Origin of the sequence: Rathayibacter sp. AY2B3 (assembly GCF_002931755.1) — a bacterium.
GTDB lineage: Bacteria > Actinomycetota > Actinomycetes > Actinomycetales > Microbacteriaceae > Rathayibacter.
Genome location: NZ_PSUG01000023.1, coordinates 1 through 25,122, shown reverse-complemented (window position 1 = coordinate 25,122; position 25,122 = coordinate 1). Strand labels below are relative to the sequence as shown.

Genomic DNA, 25,122 nt, shown 5'->3' with positions numbered 1-25,122 from the left:
GGGAGCGGCATGGACGCCACGGCAGCAGGACACGGCGGGGAGCGCCCGCAGCTCGGGCACTTCCGCGCGGCCGACAGGGTCATCGCGCACCTGAGCGACACGCACCTGCTGGCCGACGGGGCTCCGCTCTACGGGAAGGTCGACACGGTCGCCCGGCTCGCGCAGGCGGTCGGCCGGCTTGCCGAGCGCGGCGGGCGCCTGGACGCGATCGTGGTCACCGGGGACGTCGCGGACCGCGGCGAGGAGGACGCCTACCGGCGCGTGCGCGCGCAGCTCGATCCGGTGGGCGAGAGGTTCGGCTGCCCGATCGTCTGGGTGATGGGCAACCACGACGAGCGCGGAGCCTTCCGGCGGGTGCTCCTCGACCAGGACCCGGCGGGCGCGGGACCCGTGGACCAGGTCGTCGACCTCGGCGGGCTCCGGCTCATCGCGCTCGACAGCGCGGTGCCCGGCTTCCACCACGGCGATCTCACCGACGCCCAGCTGGCCTGGCTGAAGGACGAACTCGCCGCGCCGGCGCCGCTCGGGACGATCCTCGCCCTGCACCACCCTCCGCTGCCCACACCGCTCGGCGCGATGACCGTGCTCGAGCTGCGGGGGATCGACCGCCTCGAGGAGGTGGTGCGCGGCACCGACGTCCGCGCGATCCTCGGCGGGCACCTGCACTACCCCACTGCCGCGGCCTTCGCGGGCGTGCCCGTGTTCGTCGCCGGCGCCACCAGTTACACGATGGACCTCGGGGCGCCCGAGCGGGAGCTCGCCGGCATCGACGGGGCGCAGAGCCTCTCGCTCGTCCACGTCCACCCGGAGACGGTGGCCGCCTCGTTCGTGCCGACGGCGCCGGCCCCGATCGCGACTCGGTTCGGCACGGACCTGATCGAGCGGCTCGAGGGGCTCGACGAGCAGGGGCGCATCGACCTCTGGTCGCGGATGCCGGACGGATCATGACCGGCGAGACGCTCGCCGACTCGATCGAGCACTTCCTCCGCTATGTCCTCGACGAGCGCTCTCTCTCGCCCGCCACGGCGAAGGGCTACCGCTCCGACCTCGCGGGTCTCGTCACCCACGCGGAGGAGAAAGGGCGGCCCCGCACCGCCGAGCTCGACCTCGAGCTGCTGCGCGACTGGCTGTGGCGGGAGTCCGAGTCCGGGATCGCCCGCGCGACCCTCGCCCGGCGCACCGCCGCCGTCCGCTCCTTCTCCTCGTGGGCGCAGCGGACCGAGCGGCTGCCGATCGACGTCGCCGCACGCCTCAAGACGCCCAAGTCCGGTCGGACCCTGCCGCGGGTCCTGACGCTCCCGCAGGCGGAGCAGCTGCTCGACACGGTCGCGGCGCGCGGCGCGACGGAGGACCCGGTCGCGCTGCGGGACCTCGCGATCGTCGAGCTGCTCTACGCCTCGGGGATCCGGGTCTCGGAGCTGGTCGCCGTCGACGTGGGCGACCTCGACCTCGGCCGCCTCACCGTGCTCGTCACGGGCAAGGGCGCCAAGCAGCGGGTCGTCCCGTTCGGCGTGCCCGCGAAGGAGGCGCTCGTCGACTACCTGGAGCGCGCCCGACCCGCTCTCGCCACCGGCGACGGGAGCCGGGCCCTGCTGCTGGGACGGCGGGGCGCGCGCCTCACCCCGCGCACGGTCTACGGCGTCGTGGCGAGGCTGCTCGACGGCGGGCAGGGCTCCGGCCCGTCCGGCCCGCACACCCTCCGCCACACCGCGGCGACCCACCTGCTCGACGGGGGAGCCGACCTCCGCGCCGTCCAGGAGCTGCTCGGCCACGCGAGCCTGGGCACCACGCAGATCTACACCCACGTCTCGACCGAGCGCGTCCGCGACGCGTACCGCCTCGCCCACCCCCGCGCCTGACCGGATCCGCGAGTCGCTGGACGCAGCCTTCTGCGTCACGCGCTCCCCACCCTGCTCCACCTCGTCCAGCGGCAGCAGCACCGCCCGGGAGATCCCGCCGAAGAACCGCATCGGCGAGACGTAGTCGCCGCCCTCGCGGACGCCGAGGTGCACGCACCTCCCGTCGCAGTGGCCGCCCGCACCCACTGCTCCGACGGGCTGGCCCGCAGTGAGGACCTGCCCCGCCCGCACCGATCCGTCGACCGGCTCGACCGTCGAGACCAGTCCGTCGGCGTGCACGATGCTCACCACGGACCGGTCGACCACCCTGCCCGAGAACGACACGGTGCCCGCCGCAACCGCGACCACGGGCTGCCCGACCGCTGCCGCGAGGTCGATCCCGCGGTGCCCGGGGGCGTAGCGGTGGGCCGGTGCGCCCCACGGCTCCACGACGGAGAAGCCCGCGACGGGCGGGGTCCACCGCGGGTCGGACCGGCCGGGAGACGAGGTGCCGGAGGGCGAGGCGCCGAGGGGCGCCCCGACGAGCAGAGCGGCGAGGGCGAACACGCCCGGGCGCAGGAGCGGGGATCGGAGCATGCGGCCACCCTCCCGGAGCCGAGTCAGGACCGGTGGTCGGCAGAGCGGATCAGGGGAGGAGAGCACTACCGGCCCGGCTGTGGAGGGAGGACATCCGGCAGGGGGAGAGCGCAACCCGTCCCGGCGGTCCCTCGGAGAGGAGTAGCGTGCCGGTGATCCGGCTCGGGAGCGGCACCCCGCCCCCACCGGCCGCGAGAATCGGAGACGACCATGACCAGCGGACGATCTGACACGACCAGCGGGAGAGCGGACATCCCGAACCCCTCGGCGGCGAAGCTGAAGAGGAAGGTGATCGGCCTCGCGATCGCGGCGGCGGTCGGCGGCTTCCTCTTCGGCTTCGACTCGTCGGTGGTGAACGGTGCCGTGGAGGCGGTGCAGGGCGAGTTCCAGCTCTCGGCCGCCCTGATCGGCTTCGCCGTCGCCTCCGCCCTGCTCGGCTGCGCGCTCGGTGCGTACCTTGCGGGCCGCCTGGCCGACCGCTGGGGCCGCATCAAGGTCATGCTGCTCGGCGCCGGGCTCTTCTTCATCTCCTCCATCGGCGCAGGCGCGGCGTTCGCGGTCTGGGACCTCGTGCTCTGGCGCGTGGTCGGCGGCCTCGGAATCGGCATCGCCTCCGTGATCGCTCCGACCTACATCTCGGAGATCGCGCCCAAGGCCATCCGCGGAGCCCTCGCGTCGCTGCAGCAGCTGGCGATCACGCTCGGCATCTTCGCCGCACTGCTCTCGGACACCCTCATCGCGAACGGCGCGGACGGCGCCTCCGAGCCCTTCTGGTTCGGCGTCGCCGCCTGGCGCTGGATGTTCATCGCCTGCGCCGTGCCCGCCGTGATCTACGGTCTCCTGGCGCTCACGCTGCCGGAGTCGCCCCGCTACCTCGCCACCCGGGGCCGCTCCGAGGACGCCCGCGCGGTCCTCGCGACGGTCACGCCGCGCGACGAGGTCGACGAGGCCCTCGCGGACATCCAGAAGAAGATCGACGAGGACTCCGAGAACGCGAAGCGCTCCAGCCTCCGCGGCCCCGCGCTCGGCCTGCTCCCGGTGGTCTGGGTCGGCATCCTGCTGTCGGTGTTCCAGCAGTTCGTGGGCATCAACGTGATCTTCTACTACTCCACCTCTCTGTGGAGCGCGGTCGGATTCGACGAGTCCAACTCCTTCGCGATCTCGGTCTTCACCTCGGTCGTGAACGTCGTCGTCACCTTCGTGGCGATCTTCCTGGTCGACAAGGTCGGCCGGAAGCCGCTGCTGCTGGTCGGCTCGGCCGGCATGGCGGTCTCGCTCGCGCTGATGGCCATCGCCTTCAGCCAGTCGACGATCAGCGGCGAGGACGTCTCGCTGCCCGGCGCCTGGGGGCCGATCGCCCTCGTCTCGGCGAACGCGTTCGTCGTCTTCTTCGGCGCGACCTGGGGCCCGCTGGTGTGGGTCCTCCTCGGCGAGATCTTCCCGAACCGGATCCGCGCGGCCGCGCTCGGCCTCGCCGCCTCGGCCCAGTGGATCGCGAACTTCGCCATCACGGTGACCTTCCCGATCCTCTCGCAGGACGTGTCGCTCACCCTCGCCTACGGCCTCTACGCCGCCTTCGCGGCGATCTCGTTCGTCTTCGTCTTCATGTTCGTGCCCGAGACCAAGGGCCGCTCGCTGGAGGAGATGGACACCCTGCACATCCGCACCGTGATGAAGTCGGCGCGCAAGTAGCACCGGCCTCCCGTGCCCCGACGGCCGCCCTCCCGCAGCAGCGGGAGAGGCGGCCGTCCTGGTGCTAGACTCCACGGAGCACCTCGCTCGTCGGGGTGACTACGCGCGCCCATTCGGCCTCCGCTCCCCACGGTCCCTCTCCGCTCACGCGGCCGGGGCGGGAGTGCGCCGGGCGCCAGGGCGACGTGCCGACCGGCCGTCGCAGACAACCGAACGGGAGTTCGGCGCCGTCGTGCGCCCGGGCCCCGAGACAAGGAGAACGACTCATGGCAGTCGTCACCATGCGCCAGCTGCTCGACAGCGGCGTCCACTTCGGGCACCAGACCCGTCGCTGGAACCCGAAGATGAAGCGCTTCATCCTGACCGAGCGCTCGGGCAGCTACATCATCGACCTCCAGCAGTCGCTGGCCTACATCGACAAGACCTACGACTTCGTCAAGGAGACGGTCGCCCACGGCGGCACCATCCTCTTCGTCGGCACCAAGAAGCAGGCGCAGAACGCGATCTCGGAGCAGGCGACCCGCGTCGGCCAGCCCTACGTGAACCAGCGCTGGCTCGGCGGCCTCCTGACCAACTTCCAGACGGTCTCGAAGCGCCTCGCCCGCATGAAGGAGCTGGAGGAGCTCGACTTCGACGACACGTCGAAGAGCGGCTTCACCAAGAAGGAGCTCCTCATCAAGAAGCGCGAGCTCGACAAGCTGCACAAGTCGCTCGGCGGCATCCGCAACCTCTCGAAGACGCCGTCGGCCCTCTGGGTCGTCGACACCAAGAAGGAGCACCTCGCGATCGACGAGGCCAAGAAGCTGGGCATCCCGGTCATCGGCATCCTCGACACGAACTGCGACCCGGACGAGGTCCAGTACCCGATCCCGGGCAACGACGACGCGATCCGCTCGGTGAGCCTGCTCACCCGCATCGTCGCCGACGCCGCGGCCGAGGGCCTCATCCAGCGCCACCAGAAGCCCGAGGCCGAGGGCAACGTCTCCGCCGTCGAGCCGCTGGCCGAGTGGGAGCAGGAGCTGCTCTCCACCGGTGCGCCCGCCGCCGACGTGCAGGAGCCGAACGAGCAGGCCGGCGCGGAGACCGAGAAGGTCGCCGACGCCGAGGCCGAGACCGCCGACGAGGCCGTCGTCGAGGCCGAGACCCCCGCCGCGGAGGAGGCCCCCGAGGCCGACACCGCCGCGACCTCGACCGACGAGGCCGAGGCCACCGCGACCTCGACCGACGAGACCGCCACCGCCTGACACCCCGTTCCGTGACGGGGGTCGGACGCCGCGCCCGCGGTCGTCCGGCCCCCGCTCGGTCGGTGCACGTTCACCACGAGTAAGAACCGCCGTCACCTCGGCGTGCTGGGCTCCTTTCGTGAGCCCGCCGCCGCGAGTGACGGCGCCACAGGGTTTCCGAACCAAGAGGAGTTCCGAGAACATGGCAAATTTCAGCCTCGCTGACGTCAAGACGCTGCGCGAGCAGCTCGGTACCGGCATGGTCGACACGAAGAACGCGCTCGTCGAGGCCGACGGCGACCTGGACAAGGCGGTCGAGATCCTCCGCCTCAAGGGCGCCAAGGGCAACGCGAAGCGCGCCGACCGCTCCACGAGCGAGGGCCTCGTCGCCGCCGCCGAGAAGGACGGCGTCGCCACGATGATCGAGCTCGCCTGCGAGACCGACTTCGTCGCCAAGGGCACGAAGTTCATCGCCCTCGCCGACGCCGTGCTCGCCGCGGTCGTCGCCGCCGGCTCCACCACGGTCGAGGAGGCACTCGCGGCCCCCGCCGACGGCAAGACCGTCGCCGACCTCATCAACGACGAGGCCGCGATCCTCGGCGAGAAGGTGGAGCTGCGTCGCGTGGCCTCCGTCTCGGGCGAGCACTTCGCGATCTACCTCCACAAGACCAACAAGGACCTGCCCCCGCAGGTCGGCGTGGTCGTCGGCTACGCGGGCGAGGACGCCGAGACCGCGCGCTCCGTCGCCCAGCACATCTCGTTCGCGAACCCGTCCTACCTCTCGCGCGAGGACGTGCCGCAGTCCGAGGTCGACAACGAGCGCCGCATCGTCGAGGAGATCTCGCGCGGCGAGGGCAAGCCCGAGGCCGCCCTGCCGAAGATCATCGAGGGACGCGTGAACGCGTACTTCAAGCAGGTCGCCCTGCTCGACCAGGATTACGCGAAGGACAACAAGCTGTCCGTCAGCAAGGTCCTGAGCGACGCGGGCCTGACCGTGTCGGGCTTCGCCCGCTTCAAGGTCGGCGCCTAACAGCACTGCAGGGGGGAGTCCGGGTCGTTCAGTCGACCCGGGCTCCCTTCGTTCTGCCCGGCGCGGCCCCGGGCGTGGTCGCGGGGCCCGCTCCGCGCGGGATAGGTTTGTACGGGTCTACGGGAGGAAACGTCCATGACGGAGACGGATGCGATGACGACGGGCAAGCGCCGCAGGGTGCTTCTGAAGCTGTCGGGGGAGGCGTTCGGAGCCGGCACGCTCGGCGTGAACCCGGATGTGATCAGCGCTCTGGCGCGCGAGATCGCCGATGCCGCGACCGAGGTGGAGATCTCGGTGGTCGTCGGCGGCGGCAACTTCTTCCGCGGAGCCGAGCTCTCGCAGCGCGGCATGGACCGCGGCCGGGCCGACTACATGGGCATGCTGGGCACGGTGATGAACGCCCTCGCCCTCCAGGACTTCCTCGAGCAGGCGGGCGCCGAGACGCGCGTGCAGTCCGCGATCGCGATGACGCAGGTCGCGGAGCCCTACATCCCCCGCCGGGCGATCCGGCACATGGAGAAGGGCCGCGTCGTCATCTTCGGCGCCGGCGCCGGACTCCCTTACTTCTCGACCGACACGGTCGCCGCGCAGCGCGCGCTCGAGACACACGCCGACGTGGTCCTCGTCGCCAAGAACGGCGTGGACGGCGTGTACGACGCCGACCCGCGGACGAACCCCGACGCGAAGAAGCTCGACGCGCTGACCTACCAGGAGGCGCTCCAGCGGGGCCTCAAGGTGGTCGACTCCACCGCGTTCAGCCTCTGCATGGACAACGGCATGCCGATGCAGGTCTTCGGCATGGAGCCCTCGGGCAACGTCGCGAAGGCCATCCGCGGCGCCGAGCTCGGCACGCTCGTCTCGAACTAGACTGACCACTTCCCTCTCTTAAGGAGCTCCCTGTGATCTCGGATGTACTGGCCGACGCGAAGACCAAGATGGGCAAGGCCGTCGAGGTCGCCAAGGAGGACTTCTCCACGGTCCGCACCGGACGCGCGAACCCCGGCATGTTCCAGAAGGTGCTGGTGAGCTACTACGGCACCCCGACGCCGCTGTCCCAGCTCGCCTCGATGCAGAACCAGGAGGCCCGCACGCTCGTCCTGACGCCCTACGACAAGGGCTCGCTGCGCGACATCGAGCAGGCCATCCGGGACATGCCGAACCTCGGCGCCAACCCGACCAACGACGGCACGATCATCCGCGTGACTCTGCCCGAGCTCACCGCCGAGCGCCGCAAGGAGTTCGTCAAGATCGTCCGCACCAAGGCCGAGGACGCCAAGATCGCGGTGCGCAACATCCGCCGCAAGGGCAAGGACGACCTCGACGCGCTGAAGGGCGACGTCGGAGACGACGAGCTCGCCCGCGGCGAGAAGGAGCTCGAGGCGCTCACGAAGCAGCACGTCGACGCGATCGACGAGGCGCTCAAGCGCAAGGAATCCGAACTGCTCGAGGTGTAGCGGTGCCCGAGATCCCCGAAGGACCCGAGGGCGGCGAGAAGAGACCGTCTCCGCACGTCCCGGGTGCCCGGGGATCCCGGATGGTCACCCGCGACGCGCTGCGTGCGCGTGCCCAGCAGGGCCGGGCCGACGTCGAGCGCCAGCTCGAGGCGACCCGCGCCCAGCTCGAGGCGACGAACGACCGTCTGACCGCGCGCAGCGGCCGGAACCTCGTGTCCGCGACCGCGATCGGCCTGCTCGGCGGCGGCGCGATGGTCGTCAGCCTGCTGCTGGTCAAGGAGCTCTTCATGGTGCTCGCGGGGGTGGTGGTGCTGCTCGCGGCGCTGGAGCTCTCGAACGCCCTGCGTCACGCCGGCCGCGACATCCCGCGCATCCCGACCGGGATCGTCGCGGTCGTCGCCGTTCCCGCCGCCTATTACGGCGGCCTGGGCGCCGCGTGGGCCACGGTCCTCGGCGGATCCGTCCTCGTCGGCATCTGGCGCCTGGGCGAGCAGCTCTTCCGGCGCACGGCCTCCAGCCGCAGAGACCTCGCCCTCGACATCGGCCTCGGCGCGTTCGTCCAGGGCTACACGACCTTCCTCGGCGCCTTCGCGATCCGCCTCGTCGCCGAGCCCGGCGGCCAGCTCTGGGCGTTCGCGTTCCTGGTGCTCGTGATCGTCGTCGACACCGGCGCCTACGTGAGCGGACTCACCTGGGGCAAGCACCCGATGGCACCTCGGATCAGCCCGAAGAAGACCTGGGAGGGCTTCGCCGGTGCGGCCGTCGCGGGGATCGTCGTCGGGGTCCTGCTCGCCCTGCTGATGCTGGGCCAGCCCTGGTGGGTCGGCGCGGTGTTCGGGGTCGTGGTGCTGCTCACCGCGACGCTCGGCGACCTCGCGGAGTCGCTGATCAAGCGCGACATCGGCATCAAGGACATGAGCTCCTGGCTGCCCGGCCACGGGGGAGTCCTCGACCGGCTGGACTCGATCCTGCCGTCGGCCGCCGCGGCCTACGTGCTCTACTTCCTCTTCGCCCACTGAGCAGGCGCCTCCCGGGGCGTGCCGATTCCGCTCCCGGCGCGCGGCGCGGCATGATGTCGGGATGACCGCTCCCTTCCCCCGAGCCCGCGAGTCCCGTCCCGGCTACGACACCGCCGAGGTCGACTCCTTCCTCGCGTCGGCGCGCGAGGCCTACTCGCAGCTCTCCGGGGGGCCGGCGGACCTGCGCGCCGCCGACCTGCGTCACACCGCCTTCACCCTGCGCAAGGGCGGCTACTCCGCGCCCCACGTCGATGCGGCGCTCGAGCGCCTCGAGGACGCCTTCGCCCTGCGGGAGCGCCAGTACGCGATCGCGGCCCGGGGCGAGGAGGCGTGGCTCGCCGACGCGCGGGCGACCGCCCAGGAGATCGTGAACCGGCTGGCCCGTGCTCCCCGCGAGCGCTTCACCCGGGCCGGCGCTCTCACGACGGGCTACAACATCCGCCAGGTCGACGCCTTCGCCGACAGGATCTCGGGCTACTTCCGCGACGGATCGGTGCTGACCGTCGACGACGTGCGGACCGTCTCCTTCGCCCCGCAGCGCGGAGGCTACGCCGAGGCGCAGGTCGACCTGCTGCTCGACACGGTCGTCGACGTCATGCTGGCGGTCCGCTGACCGGAGCCGGATCTGCTGGCCGATCAGGTCATCGTCCGTTATGCTTTCGTAATCGTGGCTCAGCATCCTCAGACCTCCGTCGCCCACACGCCCGCGAACCGCACCAGCGGTCGCCCGGCGGTCCCGCACCAGACCCCGGTGCGGCGCTCCTGGGCTCGGATCCCGGTGACGGTGCTGGCCTTCACGGCCTCGATCGCGTTCGCCATGGTGAACGTCGTCGATCCCTCCAGCGGCGCTGTCGCGTCCCCGTACTACCAGGCGCCGGCGCGCTTCAACGGCGACTCCGCACAGCGGCTCGTGGTCGCGGACGCCGTCGAGCGGACCGTCCAGCGCGACTCGTTCGGCGCCGAGGCGAAGCCGACGCCCACTCCCACCCCGACGCCCACCCCCACCGAGACGCAGACCGCCTCCGCAACGGCCGACGAGGAGGAGTCGGGCTCTGCCGAGGCCGAGACCGCCGCTCCCGTCCAGCGCGCCGCTGCTCCGGATCCCGGCTCGGCGAAGGCCATCGCGTACGACATGATCGTGCAGCGCGGCTGGGCCGACAGCGAGTACGACTGCCTCGTCCTGCTCTGGAACCGCGAGTCCGGCTGGAACGTCTACGCCGAGAACAAATCCAGCGGCGCGTACGGCATCCCGCAGGCGCTCCCCGGCAGCAAGATGGCCACGGCCGGCGCCGACTGGGCGACCAACGCGAGCACTCAGATCACCTGGGGCCTCGGTTACATCTCCGGCCGCTACGGTTCGCCCTGCGGCGCCTGGGCGCACTCCGAGTCGGTCGGCTGGTACTGATCGGTCCCCTCCGCTCGGCACCGCGTCCGGCGGGCTGAGCGTCTCGCTACCCTGGTGCCGTGGATTACGCGCTGCTCGGGGTCGTCGGGATCATCACTGTCGTCACCGTCGCGCGGTTCTCGAGCCGCCTCGGGATCGCCGCACCGCTCCTCCTCGTCGTCATCGGGATCGGCGCGTCGTATCTTCCCGGTGTCCCGGACATCGAGGTCGAGCCGGAGCTGATCCTCGCGGGCGTGCTGCCGCCGCTGCTCTACTCGGCGGCCATCCAGGTGCCGCTCACCGACTTCCGTCGGAACCTGCGCTCGATCTTCGGGCTCTCGGTGCTGCTGGTCGTGGTGACCGCGCTCGTGGTCGGCGGCTTCCTCTACCTCGTGTTCCCCGATCTGAGCCTGCCCGCGGCGATCGCCTTGGGCGCCGTCGTGAGTCCGACCGACGCGGTGGCGGCGACCTCGATCGGCAAGAAGCTCGGACTCCCGCCCCGCCTGGTGACGGTGCTCGAGGGCGAGAGCCTCGTGAACGACGCGTCGGCGCTGGTGCTGCTGCGGGCCGCGACGGCCGCGGCGGCCGTGGTCGGCGCCTCCGTCACGACCGACGCGATCGACGTGGGCGAGGTGGGCGTCCTCTTCGTCTACTCCGTCCTGATGGCGATCGCCCTCGGACTGGTGATGGGCGTGCTCACCGTCTTCGTGCGCTCGAAGCTGCGGGATCCGGTGCTGGACACCGCCGTGTCCTTCGCCGTGCCGTTCCTGGCCTACATCCCGGCCGAGGAGCTGGGCGCGTCCGGAGTGCTCGCCGTCGTGGTCACCGGGATCTACACGGGGCACAACAGCGCGCGCTTCCTCTCGTCGCAGTCGCGGATCAGCGAGCGGGTGAACTGGCGGACGGCGCAGTTCCTGCTCGAGAACGGCGTCTTCCTCCTGATGGGCGCCGAGATCAAGGCGATCGTCTCGGGGGTCGTCAACCCGGGCGAGTTCGGAGTGGGCACCGCCGTGCTGCTGGGTCTGGCGACGGTGGTCATCCTGATCATGCTGCGGACCCTCTTCGTGTGGCCGCTGCTCCTGTGGCTGCGCAGCTCCGGTCGGCGGGCGGAGCGGATCAACCGGCGCCTGGCGGTGGGCCTCATGCGACTGCGCAACAGCGCCACCAGCGACGAGCGCTTCCGGCGGCGGCAGGTGCGAGCGGAGCGGCTCTACCTCCGGCGCGAGACCGATCTGGCCGCGACCACGAGCGAGGCGTTCGGCTGGCGCGGCGGAGTCGTCCTGTCCTGGTCGGGGATGCGCGGCGTGGTCACGCTCGCCGCGGCCCAGTCGCTGCCGGACGAGACTCCCTACCGCTCCCAGCTGATCCTGATCGCCTTCACCGTCGCCGTCGTGACGCTGCTCCTCCAGGGTGCGACGCTCCCCGCCCTGATCCGGCTCACCGGCATCCAGGGCACCGACGGCGAGGCCGACCGCCGCGAGCTCGCGACGCTGCTCGACGAGGTCGCGGCCACGGGCATCCAGGCCCTCCCCGAGGCGGTGGCGGAGCTGCCCGACGGCGAGGCGGGCGAGCGCGTCCTCGAGCGCGTGCGCCGCGACACTCTGACGCGCTCGCAGGTGGCGTGGGAGCAGGTCGGGCGCGCGGAGGACGCGCCCCTCGGCCCGCACGCGCAGTACCTGCGGCTGCGCCGGGCGGTCCTGCTCGCCGAGCGGGAGGCGCTGCTGGACGCCCGCGGGCGCGGCGTCTACTCCTCGCGGACGCTCCGGCGGGCACAGCTGATGCTCGACGCCGAGGAGACCCGGCTCGAGATGGACGACAGCTCCCACTGACGGGAGGGGCCCGGCGGCGGCCTCCTAGACTGGGGGGATGCCGCGCAGCAACAGACCCCGGGGCAGCCGCCGAGACGACGACGACGAGCAGCGCGACCTCTCGCAGATGCTCGCCGGCTTCCGGCGCACCGAGTCCCACGCCGGCCGGGAGTGGAACGTCCAGCCCGTCTCCGCCGCACGGGCCGTGAAGAACTACCTCTGCCCGGGCTGCGGGCTCACCATCGACATCGGCCAGCCGCACCTGGTCACCTGGCGCGCCGACGGCGCCCTCGGCGACGCGGCCGACCTGGCCGGCCGCCGCCACTGGCACACGCACTGCTGGAGAATCCGAGGAGCACGATGACCCACGAGATCCGCGGAGGCGTCGTCCTCCCCGCCCGCCGCGAGGACGTCGAGCTGCACACCTCCGACGGGCTGACCCTGGTGGGGGAGCTCGCGCTGCCGCTGGAGCGCGAGCCCGTCGCGACGCTGGTGACTCTGCATCCGCTGCCCACCCACGGCGGCTTCATGGACTCGCACATCCTGAGGAAGGCCGCCGCTCGGCTGCCCGCCCTCGCCGATCTGGCGGTCCTGCGCTTCAACACCCGCGGGACCGCGTCCCCGCGCGGGACGAGCGAGGGCGCGTTCGGGCACGGCACCGACGAGCGCGCGGACGTCGCCGCCGCGATGACGCTGGTCGCGGAGCGCGGGCTGCCGCACCCGTGGCTGGTCGGCTGGTCCTTCGGGACGGAGCTGGCGCTGAAGTGGGGGAGGGAGCACCCGGTCGAGGGAGCGATCCTGCTCTCACCGCCCCTGCACCGCACGAGCGCGGAGGAGGTCGCCGCCTGGGGCGAGGACGGCCGCCCGCTCGTGGCGCTCGTCCCGGAGTTCGACGACTACCTGCGTCCCGAGGCGGCCGCCGAGCGCTTCGCGAGCGTGCCGCAACTGGACCTCGTGGCCGTGGAGGGCGGGAAGCACCTCTGGGTCGGCGAGGCGCAGACCCGCCGGGTCCTCGACGAGATCGTGCGCGTGGTCGCGCCCGCCTCGTCCCCGCTGCCGACGGAGTGGGCGGGCGAGCTCGGCTGAGCCCGACCGCCCAGCGACCGCCTAGCGGCCGGACGAGCCGCCGTCGGATCCGCTGCCGCCGTCCGAGCCGCTGCCGTCGGAGTCGTCGCCGTCGCTGTCGTCCGCGAGCCCGTCGATGTGGCCGATGAGCCCGCGCAGTCCGGACACGTAGCCGGCGATCGCGTCGCGCTCGGTGCGGATCTCGTCGAGGCGCCGCTCGGCGGTGTCCATCAGCTCTCGGCTGCGGCGCTCCGCGTCCGCGACCAGCTTCTGCGCCTGGTCGCGCGCGTCGTCGAGGAGGGCGTCGGAGTCGTCCTGGGCCTTCCGGCGCAGTCGCGTGGTGTCGTCGAGGGCGTCGCTGCGGAGCGCGTCCGCCTCGAGGCGCTTGTCGTTCGCGCGTCGGATGGCGTCGGCGAGCTGCAGGTTCGACTCGTCGAGGTAGCGCTGCGTCTGCGCGACGGCCTCCTGGTGGCGGAGCAGGTCGTCGCGGTCGGCCTCCTCGCGGCGCGCGGCGAGCTCGACCACCAGGTCGATCCGGGCCTGCTCGACCTCGCGCGAGAGCGCAGCGGCCTCGTCGGCGGACGCGGCGCGCAGGCCCGCCAGCTCGGCGTCGAGCACGGCGACGGCCTCGGCGCGCTCCTGGGTGAGCCGCGTGCGCTGGTCGGCGATCTCGCGCGCGCCCTCGGCGCGGACGGCGGCGACCTCGGCGTCGAGCGCGGCGCGGGTCGAGAGCACCTCGGCCTCGACCGCAGCGCGGGCCTGGGCGACCTCGGCCTCGACGGCCGCCCGGAGCCGGTCGACCTCGGAGGCGACCTCGGCCCGCAGGAGCTCGTTGGCCTGAGCGAGACGGGCGGCCTCGGCACGGGCGACCTCGATCTCGCGGGCGGCGACGGCGCGCATCTCCGCGGCCTCGCGCTCGGCCTCGGAGCGGATCGCGGCGGCCTCGCGCTTGGCGGTGGCGCGGGTCTCGGCGGCCTCGGTCGCCACCGTTCCGCGGATCGCGGCGGCCTCGCGGACGGCGTCCTGGGTCATCACGTCGCGGTCGTCGGCGGCCTTGCCGAGCGTCGCCGCGGCCTGCGCCTCGGACTCGTCGCGGGTCCGGTCCGCACGGCGGCGCGCCTCGGTCACCAGGCGCTCGGCCTCGTCGCGCGCCTCCTGGAGCAGGCGGTCGCCGTCGTCGCGGGTGGAGCGGCGCAGGGCGGAGGCGTCGTTCTCGGCCTGGGCGATGATCCGCTCGGACTGCTCCTCGGCCACGCGCAGGGTGTGCTCGAGCTTGGCGCCCAGGCCCGCGTAGGTGGGAGTGCCGACCTGCTGGAGCTCCTTCTCGAGTCCCTCGATCCGGGAGGAGAGGCGCTTCACCTCGCGGCCGCTCTCGGCCGCCTGGGTGTTCGAGTGGATGAGCTCGCGGCGCAGGCCCTGGACGGCCTTGTCGACCTCGTCCCGGTCGTAGCCACGGAACACCTGGGTGAATTCGGCCTCGTCGTTCGCCACGTCGTCTCCTTCAGAGCAGGACCGCGGTGGGGCTCGCGGCACTCGGAAAGTGTATTCAGCGCGGAGGCCGCGGCCGGGGCGACACCCGCACCGCGCGCCTCTCGGCCCGCACTCTCGGCTTCTCCCGGGCATCGGAGCGAGGGCATCGGCTATCGTGGACTGTCTTTGTCTGTTGCCGTCGCGCCCCGGTCCGGCTGCGTACCCCGAGCCGGCCCCGGCCGTCACCCCGATCCGGCAACGCAGGAGGAGTTCTTTCGTGCGGTTCGTCTTCGCCATCATCGCCACCGTCATCGCTGCCGCGATGATCGTGCTCGGCATCGGTCAGCGGACGGTCTGGGCTCCTCCGGAGTCCCTCACCGCCGAGACCGCGCTCGACTCGTCCGCTCCCTACGCGGTGATCGACGGCAGCACCCTGGGCGCCAACCCGGGCCGCCAGACGATCACGGTCGAGGGCGGCGGCGACCTCGTCGTCGCCTACGCCCCCACCTCCGACGTGCTGGGCTGGGTGGGCGGTTCGAGCTACGACGCCATCGGCTACGAGCGCGCCGACGACACCCTCACCTCCGCGGAGGAGACGGGGGAGCGCGTCCAGCTCTCCTCGGACGTCGAGACCGTCGATGCGGCCGTCGTCGACCCCCGCGGCTCCGACCTCTGGCTCGAGCAGTTCGAGGGCAGCGGCAGCGTGACCCTGGCGCTCGACGTGCCGGAGGACGTCTCCATCCTCATCGCGAGCGACGGCACCGCGCCGGCCGCCGACTCCGTCCGGGTCAGCTGGCCCGTGGACACGGCGACGCCCCTCGCCGGCCCGCTGCTCCTCGGAGGCGCCGTGTTCCTCCTGCTCGGACTCGTCCTCTACATCTGGGCCTTCGTCCACCTGCGCCGCCAGCACGGCCCGCGTCGGAAGGGACCGCAGGGCCGGATCCCGCGCGGGGCCCGCCGCCCCCGGCCGCGAGCCGGGATCCAGGCCTCCACGGCGTCGCCGGCACCCTCGCGGCGCAGGGCGGCCCTGGTGCTGCCCGTCGTCCTCGGGACGACCGTCCTCCTCTCCGGCTGCAGCTCCGACTACTGGCCGGATCTGGCCGCGGGCGCGAGCGAGGCGCCGACGGCGTCCGCCACGGCGACCGCGGGGGCCGAGCCGGTCTCGGCCGAGCCGACGCCCGTGGTCACCACGCAGCAGGCGGAGGCCATCGTCGCCGAGGTCGCCGACGTCGCGTCGCGTGCCGACGCCGCCCGGGACGCCGGGATCCTGGCCGAGCGCTTCCAGGGCGAGGCGCTGACGGAGCGCACCACCAACTACGACGTCGTCACCAAGGGCGGGACGATCGACCCGCCGCAGACGATCCCGGCCTCCCCGGTGAGCCTGGTGCTCCCGCAGGACACGGAGTCGTGGCCGCGCCTCGTGACCGCCGTCGTGCAGAACTCGTCGGACACCACCCAGGCCCCGATCGCGCTGATGATGAGCCAGGCGAGCCCGCGCGTCGACTACAAGGTCGACTACGCCATCTCGCTCGAGGCCAACGCGCGCATCCCCGATGTCGCGCCGGTCACCGTCGGCACGTCGATCGTCGCGCCGGACTCGCGCCTGATGAAGCTCGCCCCGCAGACGGTCGGCTCCGCGTACGCGGACGTGCTCGCCAACGGCGACTCGAGCCAGTACGCCGAGCTCTTCGCGGCCGACGGCGACACCCTCCGGGGCCAGGTCGGCGTCGACAAGAAGAACGCCGACCGCGAGGCGCTGCCGGACACCGCCTCGATCGAGTTCTCGAACGCCGCCGGCACGTCGCCGACGATCGCGCTCGCGACGAACGACTCGGGGGCCCTCGTCGCGGCGAGCATCGCCGAGACGTCGACCGTCCGCCCCACCGCCGAGGGCTCGACCGTCTCGACCTCCGGCGCCTCGCAGACCCTGCTGGGCACGGACAAGTCGACGACCGGCATCGAGACCACCTACGGCTACCAACTGCTGTTCTACGTACCGCCCGTCGGATCGGAGGAGAAGATCGTGATGCTCGGATGGAGCCAGGGACTCGTCTCGGTGGTGCAGCTGCCGTGAGCACCGTCCCGCCCCTGCCCGGAAACCTCCGCGGCGCCGTCGACCTCTCGTCGCTGGTGAACCGCCGGACCCCGCCTGCCGCCGAGGCCGGCGCGTCTGCCGCGCCCGCCGCTCCCGGAGGCGCGCCCGGCGCGAATCCGCTGCTGCTGACCGCCGGCGACGCCGAGTTCGACCAGGTGGTCCAGCTCTCCTCGCGCGTGCCGGTGCTCGTCGACCTGCGCGGCTCCTGGTCGGACCAGAGCCAGAGCATGACCGCGCTGCTCGAGAAGGTCGTCGTCTCGTACGCCGGCGCGTTCGTGCTCGTCGGGGTCGACGTGGAGTCGAGTCCGCAGCTGGCGCAGGCGTTCCAGGTGCAGTCCGTGCCGACGGTCGCCGCGATCATCGGCGGCCGCCCGGTGCCCCTGTTCAGCGGTCTCGTCGCCGAGGAGCAGCTGCGCGACCTGCTCGAGCAGGTCCTCCAGCTCGCCGCTCAGAACGGCGTCACGGGCACGGTCCCGGTGGAGGGAGCCGCTGCCGCCGAGGGCGCGGAGCCCGAGCCGGAGCCGCTGCCGCCGCACCACCAGGAGGCCTACGACGCGATCGACCGGGGCGACTACGCCGCGGCGATCACCGAGTACGAGACCGCCATCGCGCAGAACCCGCGCGACGACCTCGCCGTCGCCGGGCTCGCCCAGGTGCGGCTGCTGGCCCGCCTCCAGGGCCGCACGCTCGACGACATCCGCTCGACCGCCGCGGCCGAGCCGTCGAACCTCGACGCGCAGCTCGCCGTCGCCGATCTGGACGTCTCGGGCGGACACGTCGAGGACGCCTTCGATCGGCTGCTCTCGATGTTCCCGCGACTGGACGCGGACGGGAAGGCCGCTGTCCGGGCGCGACTCCTGGAGCTCTTCGAGATCGTCGGCCAGACCGACCCGCGCGTGAACAAGGCGCGGGCGCGCCTCACCGGCCTGCTCTACTGAGCCCGGCCGGAACGCCGAGAGGCCGCCCGCTCGCGACGATCGTCGCGGCGGGCGGCCTCTTCCGTGCAGGGACCGGTCAGTCGGCGGGGCGCAGATAGAGCACGGCGAGCGGCGGGAGCACCAGCTCGGCGGACGCGGGGCGGCCCGCCCACGGCTCCTCGCGCGCCTCGACCGCTCCGAAGTTCCCCACTCCGCTGCCGCCGTAGATCTCGGCGTCCGTGTTGACGAGCTCCTCCCAGCGGCCGGCCGTGGGCAGGCTCACGCGGTAGCCGTGCACGGGCGATCCCGAGAAGTTGGCGATGACGGCGATGGGGCGCCCCTCGCTGTCCTTCCGCAGGAACGAGACGACGTTGGCCGCCGCCGCGCCGCCGTCGATCCACTCGAAGCCCGACTGCTCGTGGTCGAGCTCCCAGAGCGACGGGGAGTCGCGGTACACGCGGTTCAGCTGCCCGACGAGGCTCCAGAGGCCGCGGTGGCTCGGCTGGTCGAGGATCCACCAGTCCAGACCCCGCTCCTCGCTCCACTCGGAGTACTGGCCGAACTCCTGGCCCATGAAGAGCAGCTGCTTGCCGGGGTGCGCCCACATGAAGGCGAGGTAGGCGCGCACGTTGGCGAGCTGCTGCCAGTGGTCGCCCGGCATCTTCTGGATCAGCGAGCCCTTGCCGTGCACGACCTCGTCGTGGCTGATCGGCAGGACGAACTTCTCGCTGAAGGCGTAGACGAACGAGAAGGTGATCTCGCCCAGGTGGTACTGGCGCCAGAGCGGGTCGTTCGCCATGTAGTCGAGCGAGTCGTGCATCCAGCCCATGTTCCACTTGAGCCCGAAGCCGAGGCCACCGGAGCTGGTGGGCTGGGTGACGCCGGGCCAGCTCGTCGACTCCTCGGCGATCATCATGATGCCCGGGTGGAGCTTGTAGGCCGTGGCGTTGACCTCCTGGAGGAAGCTGATCGCCTCGAGGTGCTCGCGTCCGCCGTACTGGTTCGGCAGCCACTCGCCTTCCTTGCGGGAGTAGTCGAGGTACAGCATCGAGGCGACGGCGTCCACGCGCAGGGCGTCGACGTGGAACTCCTCGAGCCAGAACAGGGCGTTCGCGACGAGGAAGTTGCGCACCTGGGTGTGCCCGAAGTCGAAGACGTAGGTGCCCCAGTCCATCTGCTCGCCGCGCCGCCAGTCCGGGTGCTCGTAGAGCGGCTCGCCGTCGAAGCGGGCGAGGGCGAAGTCGTCCTTGGGGAAGTGCCCGGGCACCCAGTCGACGATGACGCCGATGCCGGCCTGGTGCAGGCGGTCGATCAGGTACTTGAGGTCGTCGGCCGTGCCGAAGCGGCTCGAGGCGGCGTAGTAGCCGGTGACCTGGTAGCCCCAGGACCCGCCGAACGGGTGCTCGGCGAGCGGCATGAACTCGACGTGCGTGAAGCCGAGCTCGGTGACGTACTCGATCAGCGGGTCCGCGAGGTCGCGGTAGCCCAGTCCGGGACGCCAGGAGCCGAGGTGCATCTCGTAGACGCTGAGCGGCTGCGTGTGCGGATCGACCGAGGCGCGCTTCTCCATCCAGCCGGAGTCGCCCCACTGGTGGTGCGAGACGGGGACCTTCGAGGCGGTCGCGGGCGGCACCTCTGTGGCGCGGGCCATCGGGTCGGCCTTGCGGACCCAGTGGCCGTCGCGCGACAGCAGGTCGAACTTGTAGGAGGCTCCGGGCTCGACGCCCGGCACGAAGATCTCCCAGACCCCGGTCGTGCCGAGGTTGCGGAGGGAGTGGCCCTCGCCGTTCCAGTCGTTGAAGTCGCCGACGACCCGAGCGGCCTGGGCGTGCGGGGCCCAGACGGCGAAGCTCGTGCCCCAGACCCCCTCGTGCTCGCGGTGGCGGGCGCCGAGCGCCTCCCAGAGCCGCTCGTGGCGGCCCTCTCCGATGAGGTAGAGGTCGAAGTCGCCGACCGTCTTCGAGAAGCGGTAGGGGTCCTCCGCGGTCCACTCGCCGCCGCCGTCGTAGCGGGCCTCGACGGTGTAGGCCTGCGGACCGAGGACGTGGAAGCCCTGCCAGATCCCGTCGCTGAGGTGGCTGAGCTCGACGCGCGCGCCGGTGGAGAGCACCACGGCGACCTTCTCGGCGAGCGGGCGGCGCACGCGGACGACCGTCACCGGGTCGGAGACCCCGGGCGCTGCGACGAGGTGCTGGCCCAGGACGTCGTGGGGGAGCGCGTTGCTGCCGGTGGCGAGCTGCTGGAGCACCCACTCGGGGATGTCGGGCAGCGCGATCGCCGCGGTGCCGTCGACGGGGCCCGAGGCGGACGCGGGATCCGCGGTCGACTCGACGCTGCCGGCGGTCCTCTCGACGGGAGCGGCGCTGTCGGCGGCGACGGAGTCCGTGTGGTCGTGGACCGCGTCCTCGGCGGCGCTGCCGACCGGAGCGGAGACCGCGTCCTCGTCGGCGTCGGGCTCCTCGCCCTCGGCGTCGTCGGCCGCGACCGGCTGCGGCGCCTCCGGGACCGTCTCGACCGCGTAGCTCCGCGCGTTCTCGCCGTCCGCTCCGGGGTGCTGAGGAGCGTCCGGCGCCGCGTCGGCGACGTGCGCGCCGTGGCCGGAGGTGGTCGCCGAGCTGGTGCCCGTCGTCGGGACCGTCTCGGCGTGCGCGCCGAGGCCCGCCTCCTCGGCGGGGTTCGTGCCCTCGGGAGTGGTTCCGCTCATCGCTCGTCCGCCTTCACGCTCAGGATGTGCACGGGCTCGACGAACGAGTCGAGCCGCACGTAGTCGTCGCTGCCCCAGGTCCAGACGGCGCCGGTGATCAGGTCCTCGACCTCGAAGGTCGCGCTCCAGTCGAGGCCGATCGCGGGCAGGTCGAGGTGGACCGTGGTCTCGCGCGCCGAGTGCGGGTCGGTGTTGACGACGACGATGATCGTGTCGTCGGTCCCGGTGCCCGTGAACGCGGCCTGCAGGTGCTTGGAGTAGACGAGGATCGCGTCGTCGTCGCTGCCGTGCACGTGCAGGTTCCGCAGCTGCCCGAGCGCGGGGTGCGAGCGCCGGATCTCGTTGAGGCGCGTGATGTACGGCGCCAGCGAGCGGCCCGACTCCTCGGCGCCGGCCCAGTCGCGCGTCTTGTACTCGTACTTCTCGTTGTCGATGTTCTCCTCGGCGCCGGGCCGAGCGACGTTCTCGACCAGCTCGTAGCCGGCGTAGACCCCCCACAGCGGGGACGCGGTCGCGGCCAGGGCCGCCCTCACCTTGTAGGCCGAGCGGCCGCCGTACTGGAGGTACTCGGTGAGGATGTCCGGGGTGTTCACGAAGAGGTTCGGCCGCATGTAGTCGGCCGTCTCGTGGGAGATGCTCGTGAAGAACTCGCCGAGCTCCTCCTTCGTGTTGCGCCAGGTGAAGTACGAGTACGACTGCTGGAAGCCGACCTTGCCGAGCGCGCGCATGATCGCGGGGCGCGTGAACGCCTCCGCGAGGAAGACGACCTCGGGGTGCTCGGCGTTGACCTCGTGGATGATCCACTCCCAGAAGTCGAGCGGCTTCGTGTGGGGGTTGTCGACGCGGAAGATGCGCACGCCCAGGTCGATCCAGTGGCGCAGGACCCGCAGCGACTCCTGGCGGATGCCCTCCGGGTCGTTGTCGAAGTTGATCGGGTAGATGTCCTGGTACTTCTTCGGCGGGTTCTCGGCGTAGGCGATCGAGCCGTCGGGGAGTGTCGTGAACCACTCGGGGTGGCTGGTCACCCAGGGGTGGTCGGGCGAGGCCTGCAGGGCGAAGTCGAGGGCGAGCTCGAGGCCCGCGTCCTCGACCGCGGCGTGGAAGGCGCGGAAGTCGTCCTCGGTCCCGAGGTCCGGGTGGATCGCGTCGTGCCCGCCCTCGGCCGAGCCGATCGCCCACGGCGAGCCGGGGTCGCTCTCGCCGGCGTCGAGGGTGTTGTTCGGGCCCTTGCGGAAGGAGCGGCCGATGGGGTGGATCGGCGGCAGGTAGAGCACGTCGAAGCCCATCGCGGCCACGGCGGGGAGGCGGTCGATCGCGGTGCGGAAGGATCCGCTGGTCACGGTCCCGTCCTCGTGGCGCACCGCGCCCTCGGAGCGAGGGAAGAACTCGTACCAGGCGCCGACGCCGGCGCGGGTGCGCTCCACGTGCACGGTGCGCGGCTCCGAGACGCTGCTGAGGCTCATCACCGGGCGGGCGTCGAGCGCGCCGTGGACGGCGGGATCGGTCGCCGCAGCGAGGCGCTCCTCGGCGCTCAGGGAGGTGTCGCCGACGCGGGCGGCGGTGTCGGAGAGCAGGCCGCGCTCGCCCTCGGGCCGCGAGGCGTCGTCGGCGCCGCTGCGCAGCAGGCCCTCGCCGATGGCGAAGGTGACGTCGATGTCCAGGCCGGCCGGGATCTTGACCTCGGCGGTGTGCAGCCAGGTCGCCCAGTCGTCGGCGTAGGCGCGGATCCGGTAGCTCCAGTCGCCCTCCTCGTCGAGGGCCACGAGACGCCCGTAGCGGTCGGTGCCGGTCGCGAGGAGCGACATGCGGTGCTCCGACTCGGACCCGGACGGCGAGCTCAGCAGGAGGTCGACACCGATGAGGTCGTGCCCCTCCCGGAAGGCCGTGGCGGCGAACGGGACGACCTCGCCGACGAACGCCTTCGCGGGCCAGCGGTCGTCCTCGAGCCGCGGCTGCGGGTCGAGGATCGGCAGGCGCTCGGCGCGGACGCGGTAGCCGCTGCCGGTCGTCGCGGGCGCCGGCGACGCGTCGGGTGCGTCGGCGGTCACCGGGGCGGCCGGTGCGCTGTCGGCCGCCGGGGGAGCAGGAGTCGCCTCGGGGGCGGCAGCGGGCGCCGGAGCGGCCGTCTCGGGAGGCGCCGACGCCTCCTGGGGTGCGCGTCCGCGACCCGCTCGCCGTGCGTCCTTGCCGTTCTGAGCCTTGCCGAAAGGTATCTGAGCCACGTCACGACAGTAGCGACCGGCGGCGGCTCGCACACGACGCTTGCGCCCGCGCTCGGGCCTGTGCGAACGGACCAGGGGAGCGCGTCCCGGAGCGTCGGGGCGGGTCCGCGTCCCGCCGATCCGCGGTGGCCGGGGTCCGCTAGGGTGACCGAGCGCGACCGCCCCGGTGCTCCGCGACCGGGCGCTCCGGGGTCCGCAGAGAGTCGAGGGGTGCCGTGAAGGCGATCCGCCGCTTCATCGTCCGCTCCGTCCTCCCGCCCGAGCTCTCGGCTCTGGGCGATCTGGCGGGCAATCTGCGCTGGGCCTGGCACGAGCCCGCCCGGCGGCTGTTCGAGCGGGTCGATCCCGAGCTGTGGCGGCGCGGGGGAGCGGATCCCACCGCTCTGCTCGGAGCGGTGAGCCCGGAGCGCCTCGCCGAGCTGGCGGGGGACCAGGGCTTCGTCGACGAGGCGTGGCGCCTCCGCGACGAGCTGGAGCGCTACCGCACCGAGCCGCGGTGGTACCAGTCGCTCGCGGAGTCGGCCCCGCGCTCGATCGCCTACTTCTCGCCGGAGTTCGGCATCGCGGCGGCGCTGCCCCAGTACTCCGGCGGACTCGGCATCCTCGCCGGCGACCACCTGAAGGCCTCTTCGGACCTGGGCGTGCCGCTCACCGGCGTGGGCCTCTTCTACCGGTCGGGCTACTTCTCGCAGAAGCTCTCCGCCGACGGCTGGCAGCTCGAGTCCTACCCCTCGCTCGACCCCGACGGGCTGCCGCTGCGCGTCGTCCGGCTCGCCGACGGCTCGCCCGCCCGCATCGTGCTGGCGCTCCCCGAGGGCCGCGCGCTCTACGCCCGGGTCTGGCGCGCGGAGGTCGGCCGGGTGACCCTCCTCCTGCTCGACACCGACATCCCCGAGAACGAGGACTCGCTCCGCTCCGTCACCGACCGCCTCTACGGCGGCGGGGGCGAGCACCGCCTGCTGCAGGAGCTGCTGCTGGGCATCGGCGGGGTCCGCGCGCTCGAGCTCTGGGCAGAGGTCTCGGGAGGCGTCCTTCCGGAGGTGTTCCACACCAACGAGGGGCACGCCGGCTTCCAGGGGCTGGAGCGCATCTCCGGTCTGATCGGGGCGGGCCTGGACTTCGATCAGGCTCTCCAGGTGGTGCGGGCGAGCACGGTCTTCACCACGCACACTCCGGTTCCGGCGGGCATCGACCGCTTCGACCGCGGGATGATCGAGGAGTACTTCTCGACGGAGCTGCTGCCGGGCGTGCAGGTCGAGGACGTGCTCGCGCTGGGCGCCGAGCCGGGGGACTCCGGGACGGCGTTCAACATGGCGTACATGGGCCTGCGGCTCGCGCAGCGCTCCAACGGCGTCTCGACGCTGCACGGCGAGGTCAGCCGCTCGATGTTCTCGAGCCTCTGGCCCGGCTTCGAGACGGCGGAGGTGCCGATCGGCTCGGTCACGAACGGCGTCCACGCGGCGACCTGGACCGATCCGATCCTCCGGCGGCTCGCGGAGGAGCGGCTCGGCACCGACGACACGACGCGGGCCGACTGGGCCTCGGGGGCGCTCGGCGACACCGAGCTGTGGGCCGCTCGCCGGGCGATGCGGGAGCAGCTGGTGCAGGACGCCCGCCGCCGGGCCGCCCGCTCCTGGCGCGAGCAGAATCCGGGCGGCCTCCCGCCGGCCTGGCTCGACGAGCTGCTGGACCCGGACGTGCTCACCATCGGCTTCGCGCGGCGGGTGCCGACCTACAAGCGGCTGACCCTGATGCTCCACGACCCCGAGCGGCTGCGAGCGCTGCTCACCCACCCGCAGCACCCGATCCAGATCGTCATCGCGGGCAAGTCCCACCCGGCCGACGAGGAGGGGAAGCGCCTGATCCAGCGGCTCGTCCGCTTCGCGCAGGAGCCGGACGTGCGCCGCAGGATCGTCTTCCTCCCGGACTACGACATCGCGATGGCCCAGCTGCTCTACCCGGGCACCGACGTCTGGCTCAACAACCCGCTGCGCCCGCTCGAGGCGTGCGGCACCTCCGGGATGAAGGCGGCGCTCAACGGCTCGCTCAACCTCTCGATCCTCGACGGCTGGTGGAACGAGTACTTCGACGGCGAGAACGGCTGGGCGATCCCCTCCTCCGACCGTGCGCTCGACCCGGAGGCCCGCGACACGCTCGAGGCCGAGGCGCTCTACGAGCTGCTCGAGACCGAGGTGGTGCCGCGCTACTACGAGCGCGATCACGACGGAGTGCCCCGGCGGTGGGTGCGCTCGATCCGGCACACCCTCGCGACCCTCTCGCCGGAGCTCTCCGCCGAGCGGATGGTGCGCCAGTACGTCGAGGCGCTCTACTCGCCGGCCGCCGAGGCCGGGCGCGCCGTCGCCGCCGACCACTTCGAGCCGGCCAAGGAGCTGGCGGCGTGGAAGCGGCGGGTCCGCGCCGGCTGGCCCGGGGTCGCGGTGGCCTCTGTCGAGTCCGGCGGGATCGATGCGGTGCCCCAGCGCGGGGACCGGCTGGCCGTGCGGGCGGGCGTGCGCCTGGGCGAGCTCTCGCCGGAGGACGTCTCGGTCGAGGTCGTCTACGGGACGACGTCCGCCGACGGCTCGCTCACCGAGGTCGGCCATC

19 protein-coding genes and 1 pseudogene are annotated in these 25,122 nt (G+C 72.5%); 16 read left to right on the top strand and 4 right to left on the bottom strand.

The features are described from left to right. Positions 1–9: 9 nt before the first annotated feature. Together C5C24_RS09335 and C5C24_RS09330 are read left to right on the top strand one after the other, a co-directional pair. Positions 10–948, top strand: coding sequence for a phosphodiesterase (locus tag C5C24_RS09335; protein WP_104275997.1), 939 nt, complete (start codon positions 10–12; stop codon positions 946–948). Continuing rightward, positions 945–1,859 carry a tyrosine recombinase XerC gene (locus C5C24_RS09330; RefSeq protein WP_104304801.1) on the top strand — a complete coding sequence of 305 codons (915 nt, stop codon included), beginning with the start codon at positions 945–947 and terminating at the stop codon, positions 1,857–1,859. Before C5C24_RS09335 ends, C5C24_RS09330 begins: the two co-directional genes overlap by 4 nt. Positions 1,860–1,982: 123 nt before the next feature. Here the strand turns inward: C5C24_RS09330 and C5C24_RS18635 are convergent. Beyond that, positions 1,983–2,435 (bottom strand): annotated as a pseudogene (locus C5C24_RS18635) (murein hydrolase activator EnvC family protein); the annotation flags it as partial. A gap of 210 nt (positions 2,436–2,645) precedes the next feature. Between C5C24_RS18635 and C5C24_RS09320 the strand changes: the two are divergent. The 11 genes from C5C24_RS09320 to C5C24_RS09270 all read left to right on the top strand — a co-directional run bounded on the left by C5C24_RS09320 (position 2,646) and on the right by C5C24_RS09270 (position 13,131). Then, a complete protein-coding gene (locus tag C5C24_RS09320; protein ID WP_104223897.1) occupies positions 2,646–4,127 on the top strand; it encodes a sugar porter family MFS transporter in 1,482 nt (493 codons plus the stop codon). 266 nt (positions 4,128–4,393) lie between these two features. Then, positions 4,394–5,371: a 30S ribosomal protein S2 gene (gene rpsB / locus C5C24_RS09315; RefSeq protein WP_104276000.1), complete on the top strand. Its 978-nt coding sequence runs from the start codon at positions 4,394–4,396 to the stop codon at positions 5,369–5,371. Between the two features lie 181 nt (positions 5,372–5,552). Next, complete coding sequence (tsf, locus tag C5C24_RS09310) at positions 5,553–6,380, top strand: translation elongation factor Ts (RefSeq protein ID WP_104223895.1); 828 nt, start codon at positions 5,553–5,555, stop codon at positions 6,378–6,380. A gap of 153 nt (positions 6,381–6,533) precedes the next feature. Beyond that, positions 6,534–7,247, top strand: a complete 714-nt coding sequence (gene pyrH, locus C5C24_RS09305) for a UMP kinase (protein WP_374952923.1) — start codon at positions 6,534–6,536, stop codon at positions 7,245–7,247. Between the two features lie 32 nt (positions 7,248–7,279). Then, a complete protein-coding gene (gene frr / locus C5C24_RS09300; RefSeq protein ID WP_104267270.1) occupies positions 7,280–7,834 on the top strand; it encodes a ribosome recycling factor in 555 nt (184 codons plus the stop codon). 80 nt (positions 7,835–7,914) lie between these two features. Further along, entirely contained in the window at positions 7,915–8,853 is a 939-nt protein-coding gene (locus C5C24_RS09295) for a phosphatidate cytidylyltransferase (protein ID WP_104304800.1), read from the top strand. A gap of 61 nt (positions 8,854–8,914) precedes the next feature. Beyond that, on the top strand, positions 8,915–9,466 hold the full coding sequence (locus C5C24_RS09290) for a DivIVA domain-containing protein (RefSeq protein ID WP_104280524.1): 552 nt from the start codon (positions 8,915–8,917) through the stop codon (positions 9,464–9,466). A gap of 54 nt (positions 9,467–9,520) precedes the next feature. After that, a complete protein-coding gene (locus C5C24_RS09285; protein WP_258065124.1) occupies positions 9,521–10,258 on the top strand; it encodes a lytic transglycosylase domain-containing protein in 738 nt (245 codons plus the stop codon). 59 nt (positions 10,259–10,317) lie between these two features. After that, positions 10,318–12,066 (top strand): sodium:proton antiporter, encoded by a 1,749-nt coding sequence (locus C5C24_RS09280; protein WP_104304798.1) that lies wholly within the window; start codon positions 10,318–10,320, stop codon positions 12,064–12,066. Between the two features lie 37 nt (positions 12,067–12,103). Next, entirely contained in the window at positions 12,104–12,409 is a 306-nt protein-coding gene (locus tag C5C24_RS09275; protein ID WP_181110258.1) for a hypothetical protein, read from the top strand. After that, complete coding sequence (locus C5C24_RS09270) at positions 12,406–13,131, top strand: alpha/beta hydrolase (RefSeq protein ID WP_104280526.1); 726 nt, start codon at positions 12,406–12,408, stop codon at positions 13,129–13,131. The genes C5C24_RS09275 and C5C24_RS09270 overlap by 4 nt, the downstream gene beginning before the upstream one ends. 21 nt (positions 13,132–13,152) lie before the next feature. On the opposite strand, the gene C5C24_RS09265 is transcribed toward C5C24_RS09270, so the two are convergent. Then, positions 13,153–14,601, bottom strand: a complete 1,449-nt coding sequence (locus C5C24_RS09265) for a DivIVA domain-containing protein (protein WP_104276006.1) — start codon at positions 14,599–14,601, stop codon at positions 13,153–13,155. Positions 14,602–14,857: 256 nt separating this feature from the next. Between C5C24_RS09265 and C5C24_RS09260 the strand changes: the two genes are divergently transcribed. Together C5C24_RS09260 and C5C24_RS09255 are read left to right on the top strand one after the other, a co-directional pair. Further along, positions 14,858–16,654, top strand: a complete 1,797-nt coding sequence (locus C5C24_RS09260) for a hypothetical protein (protein WP_104304797.1) — start codon at positions 14,858–14,860, stop codon at positions 16,652–16,654. Further along, positions 16,651–17,613, top strand: coding sequence for a tetratricopeptide repeat protein (locus tag C5C24_RS09255; RefSeq protein ID WP_104304796.1), 963 nt, complete (start codon positions 16,651–16,653; stop codon positions 17,611–17,613). Before C5C24_RS09260 ends, C5C24_RS09255 begins: the two co-directional genes overlap by 4 nt. Before the next feature lie 76 nt (positions 17,614–17,689). Here C5C24_RS09255 and glgB read toward each other — a convergent pair whose 3' ends face one another. Continuing rightward, a complete protein-coding gene (gene glgB, locus C5C24_RS09250) occupies positions 17,690–20,296 on the bottom strand; it encodes a 1,4-alpha-glucan branching protein GlgB (protein ID WP_104304795.1) in 2,607 nt (868 codons plus the stop codon). Further along, positions 20,293–22,263: an alpha-1,4-glucan--maltose-1-phosphate maltosyltransferase gene (locus C5C24_RS09245; protein WP_258065126.1), complete on the bottom strand. Its 1,971-nt coding sequence runs from the start codon at positions 22,261–22,263 to the stop codon at positions 20,293–20,295. The genes glgB and C5C24_RS09245 overlap by 4 nt, the downstream gene beginning before the upstream one ends. A 470-nt stretch (positions 22,264–22,733) precedes the next feature. Between C5C24_RS09245 and glgP the strand changes: the two genes are divergently transcribed. Beyond that, positions 22,734–25,122: alpha-glucan family phosphorylase (glgP, locus tag C5C24_RS09240; protein WP_104304794.1), on the top strand; the 2,389-nt coding region annotated here is incomplete at its 3' end.